Origin of the sequence: Pseudomonas borbori, assembly GCF_900115555.1 — a bacterium.
Classification (GTDB): domain Bacteria; phylum Pseudomonadota; class Gammaproteobacteria; order Pseudomonadales; family Pseudomonadaceae; genus Aquipseudomonas; species Aquipseudomonas borbori.
This window is the reverse complement of the sequence record NZ_FOWX01000037.1, coordinates 22,519-40,327: the sequence shown is the minus strand read 5'-3', so window position 1 is coordinate 40,327 and position 17,809 is coordinate 22,519. Positions and strand designations below refer to the sequence as shown.

Below are 17,809 nucleotides of genomic sequence, written 5' to 3'. Positions count from 1 at the left end.
CAGATCTCCCAGGGTAATTCGCGCGACCTTCCTGCTTATGCCTGTCGGATTTACGTCGTAGCGCTCCGTGCAAGTATTGGGCTTTAGTGAACGTTGCCACCTCACCCCGCTACGCCGCCTGATCCGCTTCCTGTTCGTCAGGCCAGCATTTTGCCTCGGGCTTCCTTCAGATTCGCAGTCGCCCGCGACACCCTTGCCTCTGGCTAACACTTCCCCTTGCCGGGTGTGTAGAGGACTTTCACCTCCAAGTCACCAGCCTGGCCACCACAGCCAAGCTGGTTGCGCTTCCGCGCAACGCGCCATGCCTGGCGCACAACAATAAAAAACCGGGCCAACGCCCGGTTTTTTGCCTTCGGCGCGACCTAGAAACTCAAGCGGTAATGCAGGGTATAGGCCTCGGCGCCGTCGTTCGGCTGTTTCAGCCCGGCGTTGGAGTAGTGCAACGCCCGCAAACCGACCTCCTGATCTGCGAAGCGCAGTCCGACACCGAGGCGGTCTTCGAACTGGAAGGACGAGCCCAGATCGTTGCCTTCCAGCTCGGTGCTGCTGAAGACGGCCAGGCCGATACCGGCTTCGACATAGGGCCGCAGGTTGTCGCCGGCAAACTCGTAGACGAACACCGGGGAGAAGGACAGGCTGTGGTTGCTCGCCGTTTCGTCGCCTTCCCAGTAGGTATAACCGGCATCCCAGTAGCCACCCAGGTGGCCGGTCGTGCTTTCCATCCAACGGCGGTTGAAGTCGAACTGGGTGCCTACCCGATAGACCATGGTCGATTCATCGGACTGGCCAACGGCGAAGGTCACATCGGCCGCGTGTGCAGCGCCAACCGACCCCAGACTCAAGGCCACAAGCGCAGCCACAGGAAACAGCTTGGTCATTGGAATATCCTTTTTTATTCGGTGGAAGGAGCGCCACCCTTCGCTGCTGGAAGTATAGAAATTTTTGTTCCTAGCGAAAGGCTGGAAAGAAATAAAGGTGCAGTCTCGCCTCAATCAAAGCGCCCTGACGGGTGCCGGTTCGCCCCACAACCGCGGCAGTACGGCCTGCATGCGCAGCGGTTCGGCGCTCGACCAGAAGCGCGCCGCCTGCGCCGGTCCAGCGGCCAGCAACTGGCGCTCGCCGAGCCTGCGTTGCAGTTGCCGCGCCACCGCCGCGCCGGTGTCGATCAGGCTGACCGAGTCGGGCAGCAACTCGCGCAACAGCGGTTTGATGAAGGGGTAATGGGTACAACCGAGGATCAGCGTATCGCAGCCTTCGGCCAGCAGTGGTTGCACCCAGCCACGCAGCATGTCGCGGGTCTGCACAGTCTCCAGTTCGCCGGCCTCGATACGCTCGACCAGGCCCGGACACGGCTGGGTAATCACCCGCACATCGCTGGCGAAGCGGTCGAGCAGGGCGGCGAACTTGGCGCTCTTCAGGGTGCCGGTGGTCGCCAGCACCCCGACCACCCCCGAGCGGGTCGCTGCGGCGGCCGGCTTGACCGCCGGCTCCATGCCGACGATCGGCAACTGCGGGTACAGCTCGCGCAATTCGGCAATCCCGGCCGCGGTCGCGGTATTGCAGGCCAGCACCAGCGCCTTGGCGCCTTGTTCGAGGAGAAACCCGGCCAGCAGCCGACAACGCTCGCGGATGAATTCCGGGCTTTTTTCGCCATAGGGCACATGGCCGCTGTCGGCTACATAGAGCAGCGACTCATTGGGCAGCAGCGCCCGAATCTCGCCCAGTACCGACAGACCGCCGACGCCGGAATCGAACACGCCGATCGGCGCGTCAATGCTCATGGCCGGCACCGCCACAGACGCTGCACGCCGGGTCACGCTTGACCCGCAGCTCACGAAAGCGCGAGCCCAGCGCATCGATCAGGAGCAAACGGCCGACCAGCGGCTCACCGAACTGCGCCAGCAATTTCAGCGCCTCCAAGGCCTGCAGGCTGCCGACCAGGCCCACCAGCGGGCCGACCACGCCGGCCTCGCTGCAGGTCAGCTCGGTTTCGCTGCCGTGGCCGTACAGGCAGTGATAACAGGGGCTGTCGGCACGCCTTGGGTCGAACACCGAGAGCTGTCCTTCCAGACGAATCGCCGCACCGCTGACCAGCGGCTTGCGCGCCGCCACGCAGGCGGCGTTGACCGCCACGCGGGTGGCGAAGTTGTCCGAACAGTCCAGCACCAGATCCACCGCGCCGACTGCCGCCGCCAGGGAATCGCTGTCCAGCGCCTGCCGATGAACCTGCAGACGCAGCTGCGGATTGATCGCCAGCAGGCGCTGCGAGGCCGAGTCGACCTTGCTCTGGCCGATGTTCTGGGTGTCATGGACGATCTGCCGCTGCAGGTTGGTCAGGTCCACCCTGTCGAAATCCGCCAGATGCAACTCACCGACCCCGGCCGCGGCCAGGTACAGCGCCACCGGCGAGCCCAGCCCGCCCAGGCCGACGATCAGCGCACGGCTGTGCTTGAGACGCAACTGGCCGTCGATATCGATCTGTTGCACCAGGATCTGCCGGCTATAGCGCAGCAATTCTTCGTCAGTCAGCATCGTTGCCTGCCTTTGTAGACGCGGCCCATGGCCGCGAAAAAATCACAAGGGGTTCGCGGTCATGGACCGCTCCTACCAACATCATGCCCATTGCCCCAGGCTGATGCGTTCGTGGCCGCCGAGGTCGCGGCGGCTCTGCACCGCGCTGAAACCGCGCGCGACCAGCAGCCCGCGCACCGCCACGGCCTGGTCGAAACCGTGCTCCAGCAGCAGCCAGCCCGCCGCGTCGAGATGGGCCGGCGCCTGTTCGATGATCAGGCGAATATCGTCCAGCCCATCGACCCCGGCAACCAGCGCACTGCTCGGCTCGAAGCGCAGATCGCCCTCGCCCAGATGCTGATCGCCGGCGGCGATATACGGCGGATTGCTGACGATCAGCCGATAACGCTGGCCGGCCAGCGCCGCGAACCAGTGACTCTGGCAGAAACGCGCATTGGCCAACTTGAGCCGGGCGCGATTGCGCTCGGCCAACGCCACCGCCTCGGGCACCCGATCGACGCCGGTCACCCGCCAGGCCGGCCGTTCGCTGGCCAGGGCCAGGGCAATCGCGCCAGTGCCGGTGCCCAGGTCCAATACCGTCGCGGGGAGGGCCGGCAGTAGCTCTAAAACGGTTTCGACCAGCAGTTCGGTGTCTGGACGCGGGATCAGCGTGTGCGCGGCGACGTCCAGCTCCAGACTCCAGAACCCCTGGCGGCCGAGAATATGCGCCACCGGTTCGCCGGCCTTGCGCCGCGCCAGGTCGGCGACAAAGCGCGCGCCCTGTGCGGCATCGACTTCACGCTCGGGCCAGGTGTGCAGGTAGCTGCGCGGCTTGCCCAGGACGTGGGCCAGCAGCAGTTCGGCATCCAGCCGCGGCGTCGGTGAGTCGGGCAGTTCGGCGTGGCTGAGCAAGGATTCGATGGTGACCATGGCATGTATTTCCGTAGCCCGGATGCTATCCGGGGCAATTCTCCAATCGACCCGCCTATTTCCCGGATTTCATCCGGGCTACGAAAGTGCGAATCAATCGCCCAACGCGGCCAACTGGTCGGCCTGGTATTCGGCGAGCAGCGGTTCGATCACCGCGTCGACGCCACCGGCCATCACTTCGCCCAGCGAATACAGGGTCAGGTTGATGCGGTGATCGGTGATCCGGCCCTGGGGGAAGTTGTAGGTGCGAATGCGTTCGGAACGATCACCGGAGCCGACCAGCAATTTGCGCGTATCGGAAATTTCCTTGTGTGCCGCCGCTTCCTGCTGATCCTTCAGCTTGGCCGCCAACCAGGCCATGGCCTTGGCGCGGTTCTTGTGCTGCGAGCGCTCTTCCTGGCATTCGACCACGGTGCCGGTGGGAATGTGGGTGATGCGGATCGCCGAGTCGGTGGTGTTGACGTGCTGGCCGCCGGCCCCCGAGGAACGGTAGGTATCCACACGCAGGTCGGCCGGATTGATATCGATAGCCATCTGCTCGTCCGGTTCGGGCAATACCGCCACGGTGCAGGCCGAGGTATGGATGCGGCCCTGGGACTCGGTCTCCGGCACCCGCTGTACGCGATGCGCACCCGACTCGAACTTGAGTTTGCCGTAGACGTTGTCGCCTTCGACCCGGGCGATCACTTCCTTGTAGCCGCCGTGCTCGCCTTCGCTGGCCGAAAGAATCTCGACCCGCCAGCCGCGCCGTTCGGCGTAGCGCGAATACATGCGGAACAGGTCACCGGAAAAGATCGCCGCCTCGTCGCCACCGGTGCCAGCGCGCACCTCGAGGAACACGTTGCGCCCGTCGTTGGGGTCTTTGGGCAACAACATGCGCTGCAAATTATCTTCCAGTTCGATCAGCTTTTGTTTGGCCTCGGCGACTTCTTCCTCGGCCATTTCACGCAGGTCCGGGTCGCTGTCCTTGAGCAGCGCCTGGGCGCTCGCGAGATCGGCCTGCACCTTGCGAAACGCCCGAAACGCACTATTAACCGGCTCGATCTCGGCGTATTCGCGGGAATAAGCCCGGAACTGGGTCTGATTGCCGATCACTTCGGCATCGCCAAGCAATGCGGTCAGTTCTTCGAAGCGGTCCTGCAGCATGTCGAGTTTGTTGATCAGTGACGCTTTCATTGCAAGCCTTTATTTATCGACCGCGCTGGACGGCACGCCCTCATCGAGGGCAAAGAGTTCCTGGGCCACGCCGAGCGCATCGACGCGACCGTCGGCAGAGAGTTTTTTCAGTTGCACGCTGGGCGCATGCAGCAGCTTGTTGGTCAGCCCGCGCGCCAGTTGCACCAGCACCTCCTCGGCCGAACTGCCGTTATTGAGCAGGCGCATGGCCTTGGCCAATTCTTCGTCACGCAGGCGCTCGCCCTGCTGGCGATAGGCCTTGAGCACATCCACCGCGGCCAGCTCGCGCAGGCGCAACATGAAGGTCTCGGCGCCGACGGCGACCAGTTCCTCGGCCGCCTGCGCGGCGCCCTGACGGCTTTTCAGGTTCTCCGCGATCACCTCGTGCAGGTCGTCGACGGTATACAGGTAGACGTCGTCGAGCTCGCCGACTTCGGCCTCGATATCGCGCGGCACGGCGATGTCGACCATGAAGATCGGTTTGTGCTTGCGCTTCTTCAAAGCCCGCTCGACCGCGCCCTTGCCGAGAATCGGCAATTGGCTGGCAGTGGAGCTGATGACGATATCGCTGTTGATCAATTCGTCCGGAATTTCCGAGAGCAGCACCGCATGGGCGCCGAACTGCTCGGCCAGGCTGCTGGCGCGTTCCAGGGTACGGTTGGCCACGACGATGCGTTTGATGCCCTGCTCGTGCAGGTGCCGCGCCACCAGGCTGATGGTCTCGCCGGCGCCGATCAGCAGGGCCTGGCTACGGTGCAGGTCGCTGAAGATCTGCTTGGCCAGGCTCACCGCGGCAAAGGCCACCGACACCGGGTTCTCGCCGATCGCGGTGTCGGTGCGCACGGTCTTGGCGGTACTGAAGGTGGCCTGAAACAGGCGCCCGAGCAACGGACCGACGGTGCCCGCCTCACGCGCCACGGCGTAGGCGGACTTCATCTGGCCGAGAATCTGCGGCTCGCCCAGCACCATCGAATCCAGCCCCGAGGCCACGCGCATCATGTGACGTACCGCGGCATCGTCCTCGAGCACATAGGCGCAGGCGCGCAGCTCGTCGAGATTGAGCTGATGGTACTCGGCCAGCCAGACCAGCACCCCATCGACGGTCAGCACGTCCTGCTCGAGGTACAGCTCGCTGCGGTTGCAAGTCGACAAAATCGCCGCCTCACGGCTGGTCGTGCGCTGACAGAGCTGCTGCAAGGCCTCGACCAACTGCTCCGGAGAAAAAGCCACGCGCTCGCGCACAGCCACCGAAGCGGTTTTATGGTTGATACCGAGGGCAATAAAGGTCATGCAAAGTCGCTGACAGGAAGATAGGCGCGCAATTGTCCTACTTCGACAGAGTGAGAACAACCACCGCCGAATATTGTCTTAGCAGACACCGATCAGCTATCGAGACTAGCCCCATGGGCTTGCCCTACGGCTTGTGTCATGATGCCACGACCGCAGGTTAGTCGCCGTTCCCTTCTATGATTCTCGCTATGATTCTCTCCATGAATAGATCATTCGCGCTGCTGGCCGCCCTCATCTTGTTAGGCGGTTGCCAGTCACTCACCTCTTCCGCTCCAGACGGCACACCGCCAGTGGAAGAGACCTCTCCTGCAGCAGCGGCGCCGCAGCCCGACACCTACGCGTCGTTCACCCAGGAAACCCTGCTCGCCCTGCTCACCGCCGAACTGGCCGGGCAGCGCAACCGTTTCGATATCGCCATCGACAACTACGTGCAGCAGGCCCAGGCGACCCAGGATGCCGGCGTGGCCGAACGCGGCTTCCGCATTGCCGAATACCTCGGCGCCGAGCAGGCGGCGCTGGATACTGCACTGATCTGGGCGAAAAATGCCCCCGGCAACCTCGAGGCCCAGCGCGCCGCCGCCATTCAGCTGGCCCGTGCCGGCCGCTATGACGAAGCCATGGCCTACATGGAGCAGGTGCTGCAAGGCAAAGGCGACACCCACTTCGACTTTCTCGCCCTGTCCGCCATGGAAACCGACCCGGATACCCGCGCCGGCCTGCTGCAAAGCTTCGATCGCCTGCAAAGCAAGTACCCGGACAACGGCCAGCTGCTGTTCGGCAAAGCCTTGCTCCTGCAACAGGACGATCGTCCGCAAGAGGCGCTCGAACTGCTCGAAACACAATCGGCCAAGCAGGACGAAATCCCCCCCCTGTTGCTCCACGTACGCCTGCTGCAAAGCCTCGAGCGCGGCGCTGAAGCCCTGCCGCTGCTGCAACAAGGCATCCGTCTGCACCCCGACGACAAACGCCTGCGCCTGACCTATGCCCGCCTGCTGGTCGAGCAGGGCCGCATGGACGACGCCAAAGGCGAGTTCACCACGCTGTTGCAACAGTTCCCCCAGGACGACGACCTGCGCTTTTCGCTCGCCCTGGTCTGCCTGGAAGCCGAAGCCTGGCGCGAGGCCATCGTCTACCTTGAAGAGCTGATCGAACGCGACAGCCACGTCGATGCCGCCCACTACAACCTGGCGCGCGCCTACGAAGCCCTCGACGAAAAGGACAGTGCCCTGATCGAGTATGCCCTGGTCGGCCCCAGCGATGACTTCCTCCCGGCCCAGGCGCGCCAGGCGCAACTGCTGTTCGACGGCAAGCGCCCGGCGGAAGCCTCCAGACGCCTGAGTCAGGCCCGTACAACGCAGCCCGACTACGCCATCCAGCTCTATCTGATCGAAGTGGAAGCCCTGGCCAGCCACCAGCAGCACGAACAGGCCTGGCAACTGGTGCAGCAAGCGCTGGAGCAATTCCCCGACGACCTCAACCTGCTCTACACCCGCGCCATGCTCGCCGAGAAACGCGACGACCTGGAGCTGCTGGAGCAGGACCTGCGCTTCATCCTCGAGCGCGAGCCGGACAACAGCATGGCGCTCAACGCGCTGGGCTACACCCTGGCCGACCGCACCAAGCGCTACGCCGAAGCCAAGGAGCTGATCGAACAAGCCCTGCGCCTCAACCCGCAAGACCCGGCGATTCTCGACAGCCTCGGCTGGGTCAACTACCGCCTGGGCAACCTCGACGAGGCCGAACGCCTGCTGCGCCAGGCACTGCAACGCTTCCCCGACCACGAAGTCGCCGCCCACCTCGGCGAAGTCCTCTGGGCGCGGGGCAAGCAGCGTGAAGCGCGTAAAGTCTGGGCCAACGCCCTCAAACAACAACCTGACAGCACCGTATTGCGCAGCACCCTGCTGCGCCTGACCGGATCAGAGACGTTTTGATGCTTGTTCGCCAGCTACTCGTATTCAGCCTGATCGCCCTGCTCGCCGGCTGCGCCGGCCTGACCTCCCGCGAAGCCCTCGAGGGCGAAGGCAGCCCCGCGCTCTGGCAAAGCCACAAACAGCAGATCGGCAGCCTCGACGCCTGGCAAATCAACGGCAAGGTCGGCATTCGCGCCCCGCAGGATTCCGGCAGCGGCACCCTGTTCTGGCTGCAGCGCCAGGACTACTACGACATCCGCCTGTCCGGCCCGCTCGGCCGTGGCGCCGCCCGCCTGACCGGCCGCCCTGGCGCCATCCAACTGGAAGTAGCCAACCAGGGGCGCTACCAGGCCGCCTCCCCCGAACAACTGCTGCAGCAACAGCTGGGCCTCAACCTGCCGGTCTCGCACCTGCTGTGGTGGATTCGCGGCCTGCCCGCGCCCGACAGCAGGAGCCGCCTGACCCTCGACCGCGACAGCCGCCTGGCGCAACTGAGCCAGGACGGCTGGCAAGTCGACTACCTGCGCTACACCGAGCAGGGCGGCTACTGGCTGCCCGAGCGCCTCAAACTGAGCGGTCACGACCTGCAGGTCACCCTGGTGATCAAGGACTGGCAACCGCGCCAGCTCGGCCTATGAGCCAGCCGGCCATTCCCACCGCCGCCGAACTGGTTCTGCCGGCGCCGGCCAAACTCAATCTGATGCTGCACATCCTCGGCCGCCGGGCCGACGGCTATCACGAGCTGCAGACCCTGTTCCAGTTTCTCGACTTCGGCGACGAACTGGGCTTCGCCCTGCGCGCCGACGGCGAGATCCGCCTGCACAGCCCCCTCGACGGCGTCCCCCATGACAGCAACCTGATCGTGCGCGCCGCCCGTCAACTGCAACGGCAGGCCGGCTGCACCCTGGGCGCCGATATCTGGCTGGACAAGCGCCTGCCCATGGGCGGCGGAATCGGCGGCGGCAGCTCGGATGCGGCGACCACCCTGCTCGGCCTCAACCACCTCTGGCAGCTGCACTGGGACGAAGAGCGCCTGGCCAGCCTGGGTCTGAGCCTAGGGGCCGACATACCGGTTTTCGTTCGCGGCCGCGCCGCCTTCGCCGAAGGCGTGGGCGAAAAACTCACCCCGGTGACCCTCGGCGAGCCCTGGTTTCTCGTGGCTATTCCGCAAGTCCTTGTCAGCACTGTGGAAGTTTTCTCCGACCCCGAGTTGACACGGGATACGCCGCCCATTAAAGTTCGCAGCCTTCTTGAGGGGGGTGGTCGTAATGACTGCCAGCCAGTCGTCGAGAAGCGTTACCCAGAAGTACGTAATGCGCTGATCTTATTGAATAAATTCGTATCGGCAAAATTGACTGGAACTGGAGCTTGTGTGTTTGGGAGCTTCCCAAACAGGGACGATGCTGATAAAGTCGCCCGCCAACTTCCAGCCACTCTGCCAAGCCTTGTGGCACAAGGTCGTAACATCTCGATGTTGCACCGCGAGCTTGAAGTTTTGGCAAAGAAGTGAATGCGTAGCATCGGTTACAGGGGCGTCGCCAAGCGGTAAGGCAGCAGGTTTTGATCCTGCCATGCGTTGGTTCGAATCCAGCCGCCCCTGCCATTACTGCCTCAGGGCAGCGATAAACTGACAAGCAGCATTGGGTTACACACGATACAGGGGCGTCGCCAAGCGGTAAGGCAGCAGGTTTTGATCCTGCCATGCGTTGGTTCGAATCCAGCCGCCCCTGCCATTTTCTATACTCATCCAGGTATACCCTCAGCCGGCAGGTACTGCGCGTGTCCAAGATGATGGTCTTTACGGGGAACGCTAACCCCGATCTGGCGCGACGTATCGTACGTCAGCTGCACATCCCCCTCGGCGATGCCTCTGTCGGAAAATTCTCCGACGGCGAGATCATGATTGAAATCAACGAAAACGTTCGCGGTAAAGACGTCTTCCTGATTCAGCCGACGTGCGCGCCAACCAACGACAACCTGATGGAACTGGTGGTGATGGCCGACGCCTTCCGCCGCTCCTCAGCCACCCGAATCACCGCTGTCATCCCCTACTTCGGCTATGCCCGCCAGGATCGCCGCCCGCGCTCCGCCCGCGTGGCAATCAGCGCCAAAGTCGTGGCCGACATGCTCACCGTAGTAGGCATCGACCGGGTTCTTACCGTCGACCTGCACGCGGATCAGATTCAGGGCTTCTTCGATATCCCGGTAGATAACATCTACGGTTCGCCAGTACTGGTGGACGATATCGAAGACCAGCGCTTCGACAACATGATGATCGTCTCCCCGGATATCGGTGGCGTGGTGCGTGCGCGTGCCGTGGCCAAATCCCTGGGCGTTGACCTGGCGATCATCGACAAGCGTCGCGAGAAAGCCAACCAGTCCGAGGTGATGCACATCATCGGCGACGTGGAAGGCCGCACCTGCATCCTGGTCGACGACATGGTGGATACCGCCGGCACCCTGTGCCACGCGGCCAAGGCGCTGAAAGAACACGGCGCCGCCAAGGTCTTCGCCTATTGCACCCACCCGGTACTCTCGGGCCGCGCAATCGAAAACATCGAGAACTCCGTACTCGACGAGCTGGTGGTGACCAACACCATCCCGCTGTCCGCCGCCGCACAATCCTGTTCGCGCATTCGCCAACTGGATATCGCCCCGGTAGTCGCTGAAGCGGTGCGCCGCATCAGCAATGAAGAATCGATCAGCGCGATGTTCCGCTAACCCGGAAATCACCCTGAACGCGAAACGCCCCACCATGTTGGCGGGGCTTATTACCTAACCGTCCGGTCGCTGGTCGCAAGCGTGAAGGGCGGTTTGGTTATTTTGGAGAAGTGAAATGACTGTTGAATTTGCCCTGAATGCCGAAGTGCGTTCCGACCTGGGGAAAGGTGCGAGCCGCCGCCTGCGTCGTAACGTTGCCATGGTTCCCGCCGTCATCTACGGTGGCGAAAAAGCCCCGCAGTCGATCAGCCTGCTGGCCAAAGAACTGGCCAAACTGCTGGAAAACGAAGCCTCGTTCAGCCACGTACTGACCCTGAACGTCGCCGGCAGCAACGAAAGCGTCCTGATCAAAGCCCTGCAGCGTCACCCGGCCAAAGGCTATGTGATGCACGCCGACTTCATCCGCGTCGTCGCCGGCCAGAAACTGACTGCCCACGTCCCCCTGCACTTCCTCAACCAGGAAACCTCGGTTGGCGTGAAGACCCAAGGTGGCGAAGTGTCCCACACCCTGGTCGAAGTCGAAGTTTCCTGCCTGCCGAAAGACCTGCCGGAATTCATCGAAGTCGACATGGCTGCCGTTGAGGTCGGTCAGATCGTCCACCTGTCCGACCTCAAGCTGCCGCAAGGCGTCGAGCTGGTTGCACTGGCGCACGGCAACGACCTGGCAGTGGCCAACATCCACGCCTCGCGCGTTGCTAAAGACGTAGAAGGCGAAGGCGCTGCCGAGTAACTCTCGCACCGCCGGAAAACAGCCCGGACGCAACAGCGTCCAGGCTATTTCCACGAAAGGGCTCCTGTCATGACTGCCGTACAACTGATCGTCGGCCTGGGTAACCCCGGCCCCGAATACGACCAGACCCGGCATAATGCAGGGGCCCTTTTCGTTGCGCGCCTGGCCGACAGCCAGCGCATCAACTTGAATCTCGACAAGAAGTATTTCGGCCTGGTGGGTAAATTCAGCCATCAGGGACGCGATGTTCGTCTATTGATCCCCACCACCTTTATGAACCGCAGCGGCCAGTCCGTCGCGGCATTGGCGAATTTCTTCCGCATCCCGGCGGAAGCCATTCTGGTGGCCCACGACGAACTCGACATGCCGCCAGGCGTCGCCAAACTCAAACAGGGTGGCGGGCACGGTGGACATAACGGGCTGCGCGACATCATCGCCCAGCTCGGCAACCAGAACAGTTTCTACCGCCTGCGGCTTGGCATCGGCCATCCCGGGCACAGCAGCATGGTCTCCAACTTCGTCCTCAGCCGCGCCCCGCGCAGCGAGCAGGAACTGCTGGATACCAGCATCGACTTCGCTCTCGGCGTATTGCCGGAAATCCTCGCCGGGGATTGGAGCAAGGCCATGCACAAGCTGCACAGCCAGAAAGCCTCCTCTTAACACTTCACCGCCATTTCGCGCGAGGGACACACCATGGGATTCAACTGCGGCATCGTCGGCCTGCCCAACGTCGGCAAGTCCACCCTGTTCAACGCCCTCACCAAATCCGGTATCGCGGCGGAGAATTTTCCCTTCTGCACCATCGAGCCGAACAGCGGCATAGTGCCGATGCCCGACCCGCGCCTGGAAGCCTTGGCCGAGATCGTCAAGCCCGAGCGCGTGCTGCCGACCACCATGGAGTTCGTCGACATCGCCGGCCTGGTGGAAGGCGCCTCCAAGGGTGAAGGCCTGGGCAACAAGTTCCTCGCCAACATCCGCGAGACCGACGCCATCGCCCACGTGGTGCGCTGCTTCCAGGACGACAACGTGATCCACGTGTCCAACAGCGTCGACCCCAAGCGCGACATCGAGATCATCGACCTCGAGCTGATCTTCGCCGACCTCGACAGCTGCGAGAAACAGCTGCAAAGAGTCACCCGCAACGCCAAAGGCGGCGACAAGGACGCGGTCGCGCAGAAGGCCCTGCTGGAAAAGCTGATCCCGCACTTCAGCGAAGGCAAACCGGCCCGCACCCTGCTCAAGACCCTCGGCGACGACGAGAAGCAACTGGTACGCGGCTTCCACCTGCTCACCAGCAAGCCGGTGATGTACATCGCCAACGTCGCCGAGGACGGCTTCGACAACAACCCGCTGCTCGACGTGGTACAGGCCATCGCCGACGCCGAAGGCGCGCCCGTGGTGCCGGTGTGCAACAAGATCGAAGCGGAAATCGCCGAACTGGACGACGGCGAAGAGAAGGACATGTTCCTCGAAGCCCTGGGCCTCGAAGAACCCGGCCTCAACCGGGTGATCCGCGCCGGCTACGAGCTGCTCAACCTGCAGACCTACTTCACCGCCGGGGTCAAGGAAGTGCGCGCCTGGACCGTCAAGGTCGGCGCCACCGCCCCCCAGGCCGCCGCCGTGATCCACACCGACTTCGAGAAAGGCTTCATCCGCGCCGAAGTGATCGCCTACAACGACTTCATCCAGTACAAGGGCGAAGCCGGCGCCAAGGAAGCGGGAAAATGGCGCCTGGAAGGCAAGGAATACATCGTCAAGGACGGCGACGTCATGCACTTCCGCTTCAACGTCTAAGCGCTTGATCGCGCGCGAAAAAATTCGCACCTCAGGGTTGACAGAAAAGCCCCGGACGCGAATAATGCGCGCCACATCGGCTACGTAGCTCAGCTGGTTAGAGCATAGCATTCATAATGCTGGGGTCCGGGGTTCAAGTCCCTGCGTAGCCACCAAACAAAACAAGGGTTTAGCGAAAGCTAAGCCCTTTTTTGTTTTCCGGGCAGACTACAAACAGACTACATCCCGACCACACGCCCATTTCACACCGCCTCACCCATGAGCCAGAAGCGGCTCAATCTCATGCTCTATTTCTTCGCCATTGGCGGCAAAGGTCGTAGCCAGTGCGTACTCGGTTTGAAGGTTCATCCAGAACTGTGCCGACGTGTCGAAGTAGCGACCCAGGCGAATGGCCATATCGGCAGTGATGCCACGGCGTTCACGTACGATATCGTTAACCGTTGGCGCAGACACATGCAGGGCACGAGCTAACGCGGCTGGCGTAATATCCAGCGGCTCTAGAAACTCTTCCCGCAGAATCTCGCCCGGATGGATGGGGCGCATTCCGTTAATTGCCATGGTGCGACCTCCTCAGTGGTAATCGACGATTTCAACGTTTGTCGGCCCTGCATCCGTCCACTCAAAACAGATGCGAAACTGACCGTTGATCCTGATGCTGTACTGACCAGCCCGGTTACCGTGCAATGCCTCAAGCCTGTTACCTGGTGGGGACCTCAAGTCTCGAAGCTCAACAGCAGCATGCAGCATGGCTAGTTTTCTAGTTGCGACACTCAGGAAGCTTCTCCATCGTCGCGAATCGCCTGTTTCAAACAGCGCCTGGGTTTCCGCACATCTGAAATTCAGGATCACGCTTTAATCCTTAACGTTAAGCGTTATAAACATACTACACCACAATAATGGGCAGTCAAACCGCTACATGCCGACTTTGAGCCAGCGGCGACAGCCTCAACGCCGACTCCAAATGATCCGGCGGCAGCGGGCATAGCACATGCTCATGGATGAATGGCCAAGCATGTGCTGCAAGCTGAGATTATCCCTCCGTCACGTAGTGCCTGGCGAAGGTGTGGCGCAGCTTAGGGCGTACTCGCGAAGCAGTCCGCCGCCTCACCGCAAACGGCGGACTGTTGGCTCCGCTCCCGAGTCTGCCCTGCTCCGCTTCCCGTTCCGCCAAGACTTGAGGATTGAACGCCGATATCCAACGCTGCAACTAATGCGACATGACCTTTCGCTTCCCCTTCCCCTGCTACGCTTTAAATTCCTCCCCGGGCGCTTCCCAAGACCGTCCGGGACCTTCTTCTCACGTTCACAGCTAGGGAGATGGTCATGACTTACGCATTTTCGATTCACCCGTCGGTCGACAACGGCATCCAGGTGGGTGACGAGGATTTCGCCGGCGGCACCCTCGTCTGCCGCTGCGCCCAGGACCCCGTGCGGGTGCAGGTCGACGCGCAATCGGCTTACAACCACGCCTGCGGCTGCACCAAGTGCTGGAAGCCCAAGGGCGCGCTGTTCTCCCTGGTCGCAGTGGTGCCGCGCGACAAGCTCAGGGTCACCGAGCATGCCGAGAAACTGGCGGTGGTTGACCCCAAGGCGACCATCCAGCGGCACGCCTGCCGCCAGTGCGGCGTGCATCTGTATGGCCGCATCGAGAACAGCGCACACCCGCTCTACGGCTTCGACTTCATCCACACCGAGCTGTCGCCGGACAAGGGCTGGTCGGCGCCGCAGTTCGCCGCCTTCGTTTCTTCGATCATCGAATCGGGCGCCGATCCGGCGATCATGGGCGCCGTGCGGGCCCGGCTGAAGGCGCTCGGCCTGGAACCCTACGACTGCCTGTCGCCAGAGCTGATGGACATGATCGCCACGCACACCGCCAAGGCTTCCGGCGTGCTGAAATCCTGACCTGCTGCGGGGCATAACCACTTGCGAGCGTCAGTCGCGGTGGCTATGTCCCCCTTCCCCGGCTGCGCTGTGCGCGCCAATCAACTTCCCCAACCAGCTCGCCCACAGCGCCACCCACAGGCGGCCAACACCGGCAAGATCAGTACAGCCGCCCACAAGGTCAATCGCGCCAGCGCCCTTGCTCTGGGCGATAATGCCCGCCACCTTGTCAGCCACTCAACAGATCAACAAAGGGGTCCTGCGGGAGTCATGTTCGAGATCAAGCAGTTAAATCCTGAGAAATACCGCCAACAGACGCGCCGCAGCACCCTGATCATTGTGCTGATCTTTCTGGTACTGGGCATGCTGCTGTCTACCCTGGCTGTGCGGCTGTTCGGCGAACCCGGTGGCGATAATTTTCGCTGGAATCTGGGCGGCATTCTTGCCGGACTGCTGCTGACCGTAGCGCTGGTGCGCTGCAAATTCTGGCAGCAACCCTGGATGGCGCCGGCCGCCTACGGCTGGCAGCTCAAGCGCAGACTGATGAGCGTCAGCAACGCCATGCACCACGTCACTGCCGGCGTAGGGGCCCAGGATCCGAGCGCGATGAAGCTGCTGCGCTTCTATCACCTGGGCCTGACCCAGATGTACCAACTGGACGGCAACTCCAGCGCCCTCAGCCAGATGCTCGCGGAAATCGACCGACACAGGCAGGCCATGGCGGCCCTGGGCATGGATACCGAACAGCATCGGCTGAACCCTGCCTGGCTCGAGACGATCAAGCAAGCCGCCGCGCGGTCACCGCAGCGATAGCCTGTGGGGAGAAAGCGGCAGCCGCTGGGCAACGGCAACATCCTGCGCATCCTCGTGGCCGGGCTGCATATCTGCCACATGCTCGGGTTCGAGTATCTGCAGCGTTTCACTCGCTGACCCGCGACCAACCGGGCCTAGGCCTCCCCTGCGGCCTACCGACCGGCCCGTCGCGAGAGCACCGTCGGGCGAGCGAAACCAAGCGAGCCGCCTGAAAACGAGGGAGGACGAGCCAAATAACCGAGTCAAATGACCGAAGTTTTTTGCATAGCGCTACGCAGTTGCAGCAGCCCGGCGATGGTCGCAGCAGGCAAGCGATTTTTCACCGGTTCGCAGCCGCGCTGGCGGCTAAAGCCCGCGAGCCTCGAGCAGCACCACACCCTCACTCACAAATGGAATAAGCAGCACCACCGCTTCGCATCCCCATCCCGCTTCCGCCTCCCAAGTAGTCTGAAACTCCTACCCCAACCGGGAGTATCGGTCGATGTGCAATCCCCGGCGCTTATTCATAGTTATGGCCTGCAGCAAAGAACAGTCATCGGCCAGGCATAGATGACTGGCATTCCTCAGGAGAGAAATCATGACTATCGAACTGAACCCAGGTGTCACAGTTACCCTTGACGAAACAGATGGCCTGCAGAACCTCACCGCCACGCCAGCCCCTGCGGGAGACGCTGACGACAACGACATTCTGCTGGCGTCCCTGCCGCTGCTCTTCTCTGACCGTTTGACAGAGCTCGCGGCAGGCAGCGCAATGGAGGCGGCCTTGAGTGGCTATACCGGTGAGCCGGGCAACACGGGCAGCGATGCATTCACCATCACCCCCGCACCCGGAGCAAGCATTACCGATGTCAGCTTCGTCGGCAGCGATGGCGCGGCGCTGGACGGCACCCAGAGTGGACTGTTTACCCTCGATGGCACCGAAATCCTGCTCTATACGGATAGCAACAACAACATCCTGCTGGGCAAGGCCGGAAGCTCGATCGTGTTCGCTGCCTATATTGAAGAAACCGTCAGCGGCGGCAAGATCTGGACCGTGCTGTACCAACCGCTCAAGCATACCGATGCCAACGACCACGACTTTGCCGTTGATCTGTCGGGTATTGTTTTCATCGGCACCAGTCAGGATCTGGAATTCAGCCTGGCCAATGCACCCTCCGGGCAGAACCTGTTCCTGATGTTCACCAAGGCGAACCCGAACGTTGTCGACGACGGTGGTGTCTTGCGGATCACCGATCCCACCATCATCGCCACCGGCAAGGACCCGGCCAACCAGTCGACCGGCGTCAACATCAATACCGGCGACACCATCAACACCAGCCAGGCGGGTGGCCCGACCACCTTCGGCACCAACAACCAGATGATCACCGAGCAGGAAGGCATCCGCTTTACCTTCGTCACCGGTGCCCGGCAGGATGTGACCATCCCCAACCTGAGTCAGACCGAAGCCGATGTCGAAGCCAACATCGACTTCACCGCCATGTTCAATGCCAGGTCGGCTGATTTCGACGTCGTCCAGTTGCAAAGCGGCAAGAGTGCTCAGGTCAAGATCACTGCATACAGCACGGAGGTTGAGTCCGGCAACGACTTCATCGACGGCTATACGGGCGACGCGACGGTCCCGATAGTGAGCGTGCGCGTACTCGACTCCGTCACCGGAGCCGAACTCGAAACCTTCTCGAACGGCACCGAGGGCGCACTGAGTTCGACAATCGCCATCAGCATCACCGGCGGCGTCGCGTCGATCACCGGCGTCAAGGCCGGCTACCGGATCGAATACACCACGAGCGCGGATCACAACCGCGTGCTGATCGAGAACGCCGCGGCGCTCGACGCCAAGGGCAATAACCACGCCGATTTCGATATCGGTGGCTTCACGCTGCTCCAGGTCTCTGTTGATAAAGCCGAAATCGGCTCCAGGATGATCTTCGAGGACGATGGCCCATCGATCGAGGCAAACTTGACCGCTGTACCGACGCTGACCACCGACGACACCGACATCACGGACACTGCCGGTCCGACCAGCTTCGCCGGCCTGTTCACCTCGGCCTTCGGC

The 17,809-nt window shown here is 62.4% G+C and carries 17 protein-coding genes, 3 tRNA genes and 2 pseudogenes; 13 read left to right on the top strand and 9 right to left on the bottom strand.

Features of this window, described 5'->3' with window-relative positions; all coding sequences use genetic code 11:
- Window positions 1–362 precede the first annotated feature (362 nt).
- The 6 genes from BM315_RS20820 to hemA form a co-directional block, all read right to left on the bottom strand.
- Window positions 363–878 (bottom strand): acyloxyacyl hydrolase, encoded by a 516-nt coding sequence (locus BM315_RS20820; RefSeq protein WP_090505101.1) that lies wholly within the window; start codon window positions 876–878, stop codon window positions 363–365.
- A gap of 114 nt (window positions 879–992) precedes the next feature.
- Entirely contained in the window at window positions 993–1,781 is a 789-nt protein-coding gene (gene murI, locus BM315_RS20815) for a glutamate racemase (protein WP_090505111.1), read from the bottom strand.
- On the bottom strand, window positions 1,771–2,532 hold the full coding sequence (locus BM315_RS20810; protein ID WP_090505098.1) for a molybdopterin-synthase adenylyltransferase MoeB: 762 nt from the start codon (window positions 2,530–2,532) through the stop codon (window positions 1,771–1,773). Before BM315_RS20810 ends, murI begins: the two co-directional genes overlap by 11 nt.
- An 81-nt stretch (window positions 2,533–2,613) precedes the next feature.
- On the bottom strand, window positions 2,614–3,441 hold the full coding sequence (gene prmC, locus BM315_RS20805) for a peptide chain release factor N(5)-glutamine methyltransferase (RefSeq protein WP_090505095.1): 828 nt from the start codon (window positions 3,439–3,441) through the stop codon (window positions 2,614–2,616).
- A gap of 93 nt (window positions 3,442–3,534) precedes the next feature.
- Window positions 3,535–4,617, bottom strand: a complete 1,083-nt coding sequence (gene prfA / locus BM315_RS20800) for a peptide chain release factor 1 (protein WP_090505092.1) — start codon at window positions 4,615–4,617, stop codon at window positions 3,535–3,537.
- Between the two features lie 9 nt (window positions 4,618–4,626).
- On the bottom strand, window positions 4,627–5,907 hold the full coding sequence (hemA, locus tag BM315_RS20795; protein ID WP_090505089.1) for a glutamyl-tRNA reductase: 1,281 nt from the start codon (window positions 5,905–5,907) through the stop codon (window positions 4,627–4,629).
- 200 nt (window positions 5,908–6,107) lie between these two features.
- Here hemA and BM315_RS20790 point away from each other — a divergent pair, with 200 nt between their 5' ends.
- The 10 genes from BM315_RS20790 (at window position 6,108) to BM315_RS20745 (ending at window position 13,217) form a co-directional block, all read left to right on the top strand.
- Window positions 6,108–7,838, top strand: coding sequence for a tetratricopeptide repeat protein (locus BM315_RS20790; protein WP_090505087.1), 1,731 nt, complete (start codon window positions 6,108–6,110; stop codon window positions 7,836–7,838).
- Entirely contained in the window at window positions 7,838–8,455 is a 618-nt protein-coding gene (lolB, locus tag BM315_RS20785) for a lipoprotein insertase outer membrane protein LolB (RefSeq protein ID WP_090505082.1), read from the top strand. Before BM315_RS20790 ends, lolB begins: the two co-directional genes overlap by 1 nt.
- Window positions 8,452–9,327, top strand: coding sequence for a 4-(cytidine 5'-diphospho)-2-C-methyl-D-erythritol kinase (ispE, locus tag BM315_RS20780; protein ID WP_090505079.1), 876 nt, complete (start codon window positions 8,452–8,454; stop codon window positions 9,325–9,327). Before lolB ends, ispE begins: the two co-directional genes overlap by 4 nt.
- 18 nt (window positions 9,328–9,345) lie before the next feature.
- Window positions 9,346–9,420, top strand: a tRNA-Gln gene (locus BM315_RS20775).
- A gap of 55 nt (window positions 9,421–9,475) precedes the next feature.
- A tRNA-Gln gene (locus BM315_RS20770) sits at window positions 9,476–9,550 on the top strand.
- Window positions 9,551–9,596: 46 nt separating this feature from the next.
- The gene (locus BM315_RS20765; protein WP_090505108.1) at window positions 9,597–10,538 is read left to right on the top strand and encodes a ribose-phosphate pyrophosphokinase; all 942 of its coding nucleotides are present in this window, start codon (window positions 9,597–9,599) and stop codon (window positions 10,536–10,538) included.
- Window positions 10,539–10,653: 115 nt separating this feature from the next.
- Window positions 10,654–11,268 (top strand): 50S ribosomal protein L25/general stress protein Ctc, encoded by a 615-nt coding sequence (locus BM315_RS20760; protein ID WP_090505076.1) that lies wholly within the window; start codon window positions 10,654–10,656, stop codon window positions 11,266–11,268.
- Between the two features lie 69 nt (window positions 11,269–11,337).
- Window positions 11,338–11,928: an aminoacyl-tRNA hydrolase gene (gene pth / locus BM315_RS20755; protein WP_090505074.1), complete on the top strand. Its 591-nt coding sequence runs from the start codon at window positions 11,338–11,340 to the stop codon at window positions 11,926–11,928.
- 33 nt (window positions 11,929–11,961) lie between these two features.
- Entirely contained in the window at window positions 11,962–13,062 is a 1,101-nt protein-coding gene (gene ychF / locus BM315_RS20750; protein WP_090505071.1) for a redox-regulated ATPase YchF, read from the top strand.
- 78 nt (window positions 13,063–13,140) lie between these two features.
- Window positions 13,141–13,217: transfer RNA gene (locus tag BM315_RS20745), tRNA-Met, on the top strand.
- Window positions 13,218–13,314: 97 nt separating this feature from the next.
- On the opposite strand, the gene BM315_RS20740 is transcribed toward BM315_RS20745, so the two are convergent.
- The 3 genes and pseudogenes from BM315_RS20740 to BM315_RS25320 form a co-directional block, all read right to left on the bottom strand.
- Window positions 13,315–13,620: a HigA family addiction module antitoxin gene (locus BM315_RS20740; RefSeq protein WP_090505068.1), complete on the bottom strand. Its 306-nt coding sequence runs from the start codon at window positions 13,618–13,620 to the stop codon at window positions 13,315–13,317.
- 12 nt (window positions 13,621–13,632) lie between these two features.
- On the bottom strand, window positions 13,633–13,911 hold the full coding sequence (locus tag BM315_RS20735; RefSeq protein ID WP_090505065.1) for a type II toxin-antitoxin system RelE/ParE family toxin: 279 nt from the start codon (window positions 13,909–13,911) through the stop codon (window positions 13,633–13,635).
- A gap of 55 nt (window positions 13,912–13,966) precedes the next feature.
- Window positions 13,967–14,134 (bottom strand): annotated as a pseudogene (locus BM315_RS25320) (phage integrase); the annotation flags it as partial.
- Window positions 14,135–14,385: 251 nt separating this feature from the next.
- On the opposite strand from BM315_RS25320, the gene gfa reads away from it, so the two are divergent.
- From gfa to BM315_RS20715, 3 genes and pseudogenes are all read left to right on the top strand, one after another.
- Window positions 14,386–14,964 carry an S-(hydroxymethyl)glutathione synthase gene (gene gfa, locus BM315_RS20730; protein ID WP_090505063.1) on the top strand — a complete coding sequence of 193 codons (579 nt, stop codon included), beginning with the start codon at window positions 14,386–14,388 and terminating at the stop codon, window positions 14,962–14,964.
- Window positions 14,965–15,213: 249 nt separating this feature from the next.
- Window positions 15,214–15,756: a DUF3087 domain-containing protein gene (locus tag BM315_RS20720; RefSeq protein WP_090505057.1), complete on the top strand. Its 543-nt coding sequence runs from the start codon at window positions 15,214–15,216 to the stop codon at window positions 15,754–15,756.
- A 577-nt stretch (window positions 15,757–16,333) separates the two neighbouring features.
- Window positions 16,334–17,809 (top strand): annotated as a pseudogene (locus BM315_RS20715) (DUF5801 repeats-in-toxin domain-containing protein); the annotation flags it as partial.

Excerpts from the sequence above, each read along its gene's own strand:
- prmC (WP_090505095.1), bottom strand. The coding sequence starts at position 3,441 with ATGGTCACCATCGAATCCTTGCTCAGCCACGCCGAACTGCCCGACTCA.
- BM315_RS20790 (WP_090505087.1), top strand. The coding sequence starts at position 6,108 with ATGAATAGATCATTCGCGCTGCTGGCCGCCCTCATCTTGTTAGGCGGT.
- ispE (WP_090505079.1), top strand. The coding sequence starts at position 8,452 with ATGAGCCAGCCGGCCATTCCCACCGCCGCCGAACTGGTTCTGCCGGCG.
- gfa (WP_090505063.1), top strand. The coding sequence starts at position 14,386 with ATGACTTACGCATTTTCGATTCACCCGTCGGTCGACAACGGCATCCAG.
- lolB (WP_090505082.1), top strand. The coding sequence starts at position 7,838 with ATGCTTGTTCGCCAGCTACTCGTATTCAGCCTGATCGCCCTGCTCGCC.
- ychF (WP_090505071.1), top strand. The coding sequence starts at position 11,962 with ATGGGATTCAACTGCGGCATCGTCGGCCTGCCCAACGTCGGCAAGTCC.
- BM315_RS20810 (WP_090505098.1), bottom strand. The coding sequence starts at position 2,532 with ATGCTGACTGACGAAGAATTGCTGCGCTATAGCCGGCAGATCCTGGTG.
- BM315_RS20820 (WP_090505101.1), bottom strand. The coding sequence starts at position 878 with ATGACCAAGCTGTTTCCTGTGGCTGCGCTTGTGGCCTTGAGTCTGGGG.
- BM315_RS20760 (WP_090505076.1), top strand. The coding sequence starts at position 10,654 with ATGACTGTTGAATTTGCCCTGAATGCCGAAGTGCGTTCCGACCTGGGG.
- murI (WP_090505111.1), bottom strand. The coding sequence starts at position 1,781 with ATGAGCATTGACGCGCCGATCGGCGTGTTCGATTCCGGCGTCGGCGGT.
- hemA (WP_090505089.1), bottom strand. The coding sequence starts at position 5,907 with ATGACCTTTATTGCCCTCGGTATCAACCATAAAACCGCTTCGGTGGCT.
- prfA (WP_090505092.1), bottom strand. The coding sequence starts at position 4,617 with ATGAAAGCGTCACTGATCAACAAACTCGACATGCTGCAGGACCGCTTC.
- BM315_RS20720 (WP_090505057.1), top strand. The coding sequence starts at position 15,214 with ATGTTCGAGATCAAGCAGTTAAATCCTGAGAAATACCGCCAACAGACG.
- pth (WP_090505074.1), top strand. The coding sequence starts at position 11,338 with ATGACTGCCGTACAACTGATCGTCGGCCTGGGTAACCCCGGCCCCGAA.
- BM315_RS20740 (WP_090505068.1), bottom strand. The coding sequence starts at position 13,620 with ATGGCAATTAACGGAATGCGCCCCATCCATCCGGGCGAGATTCTGCGG.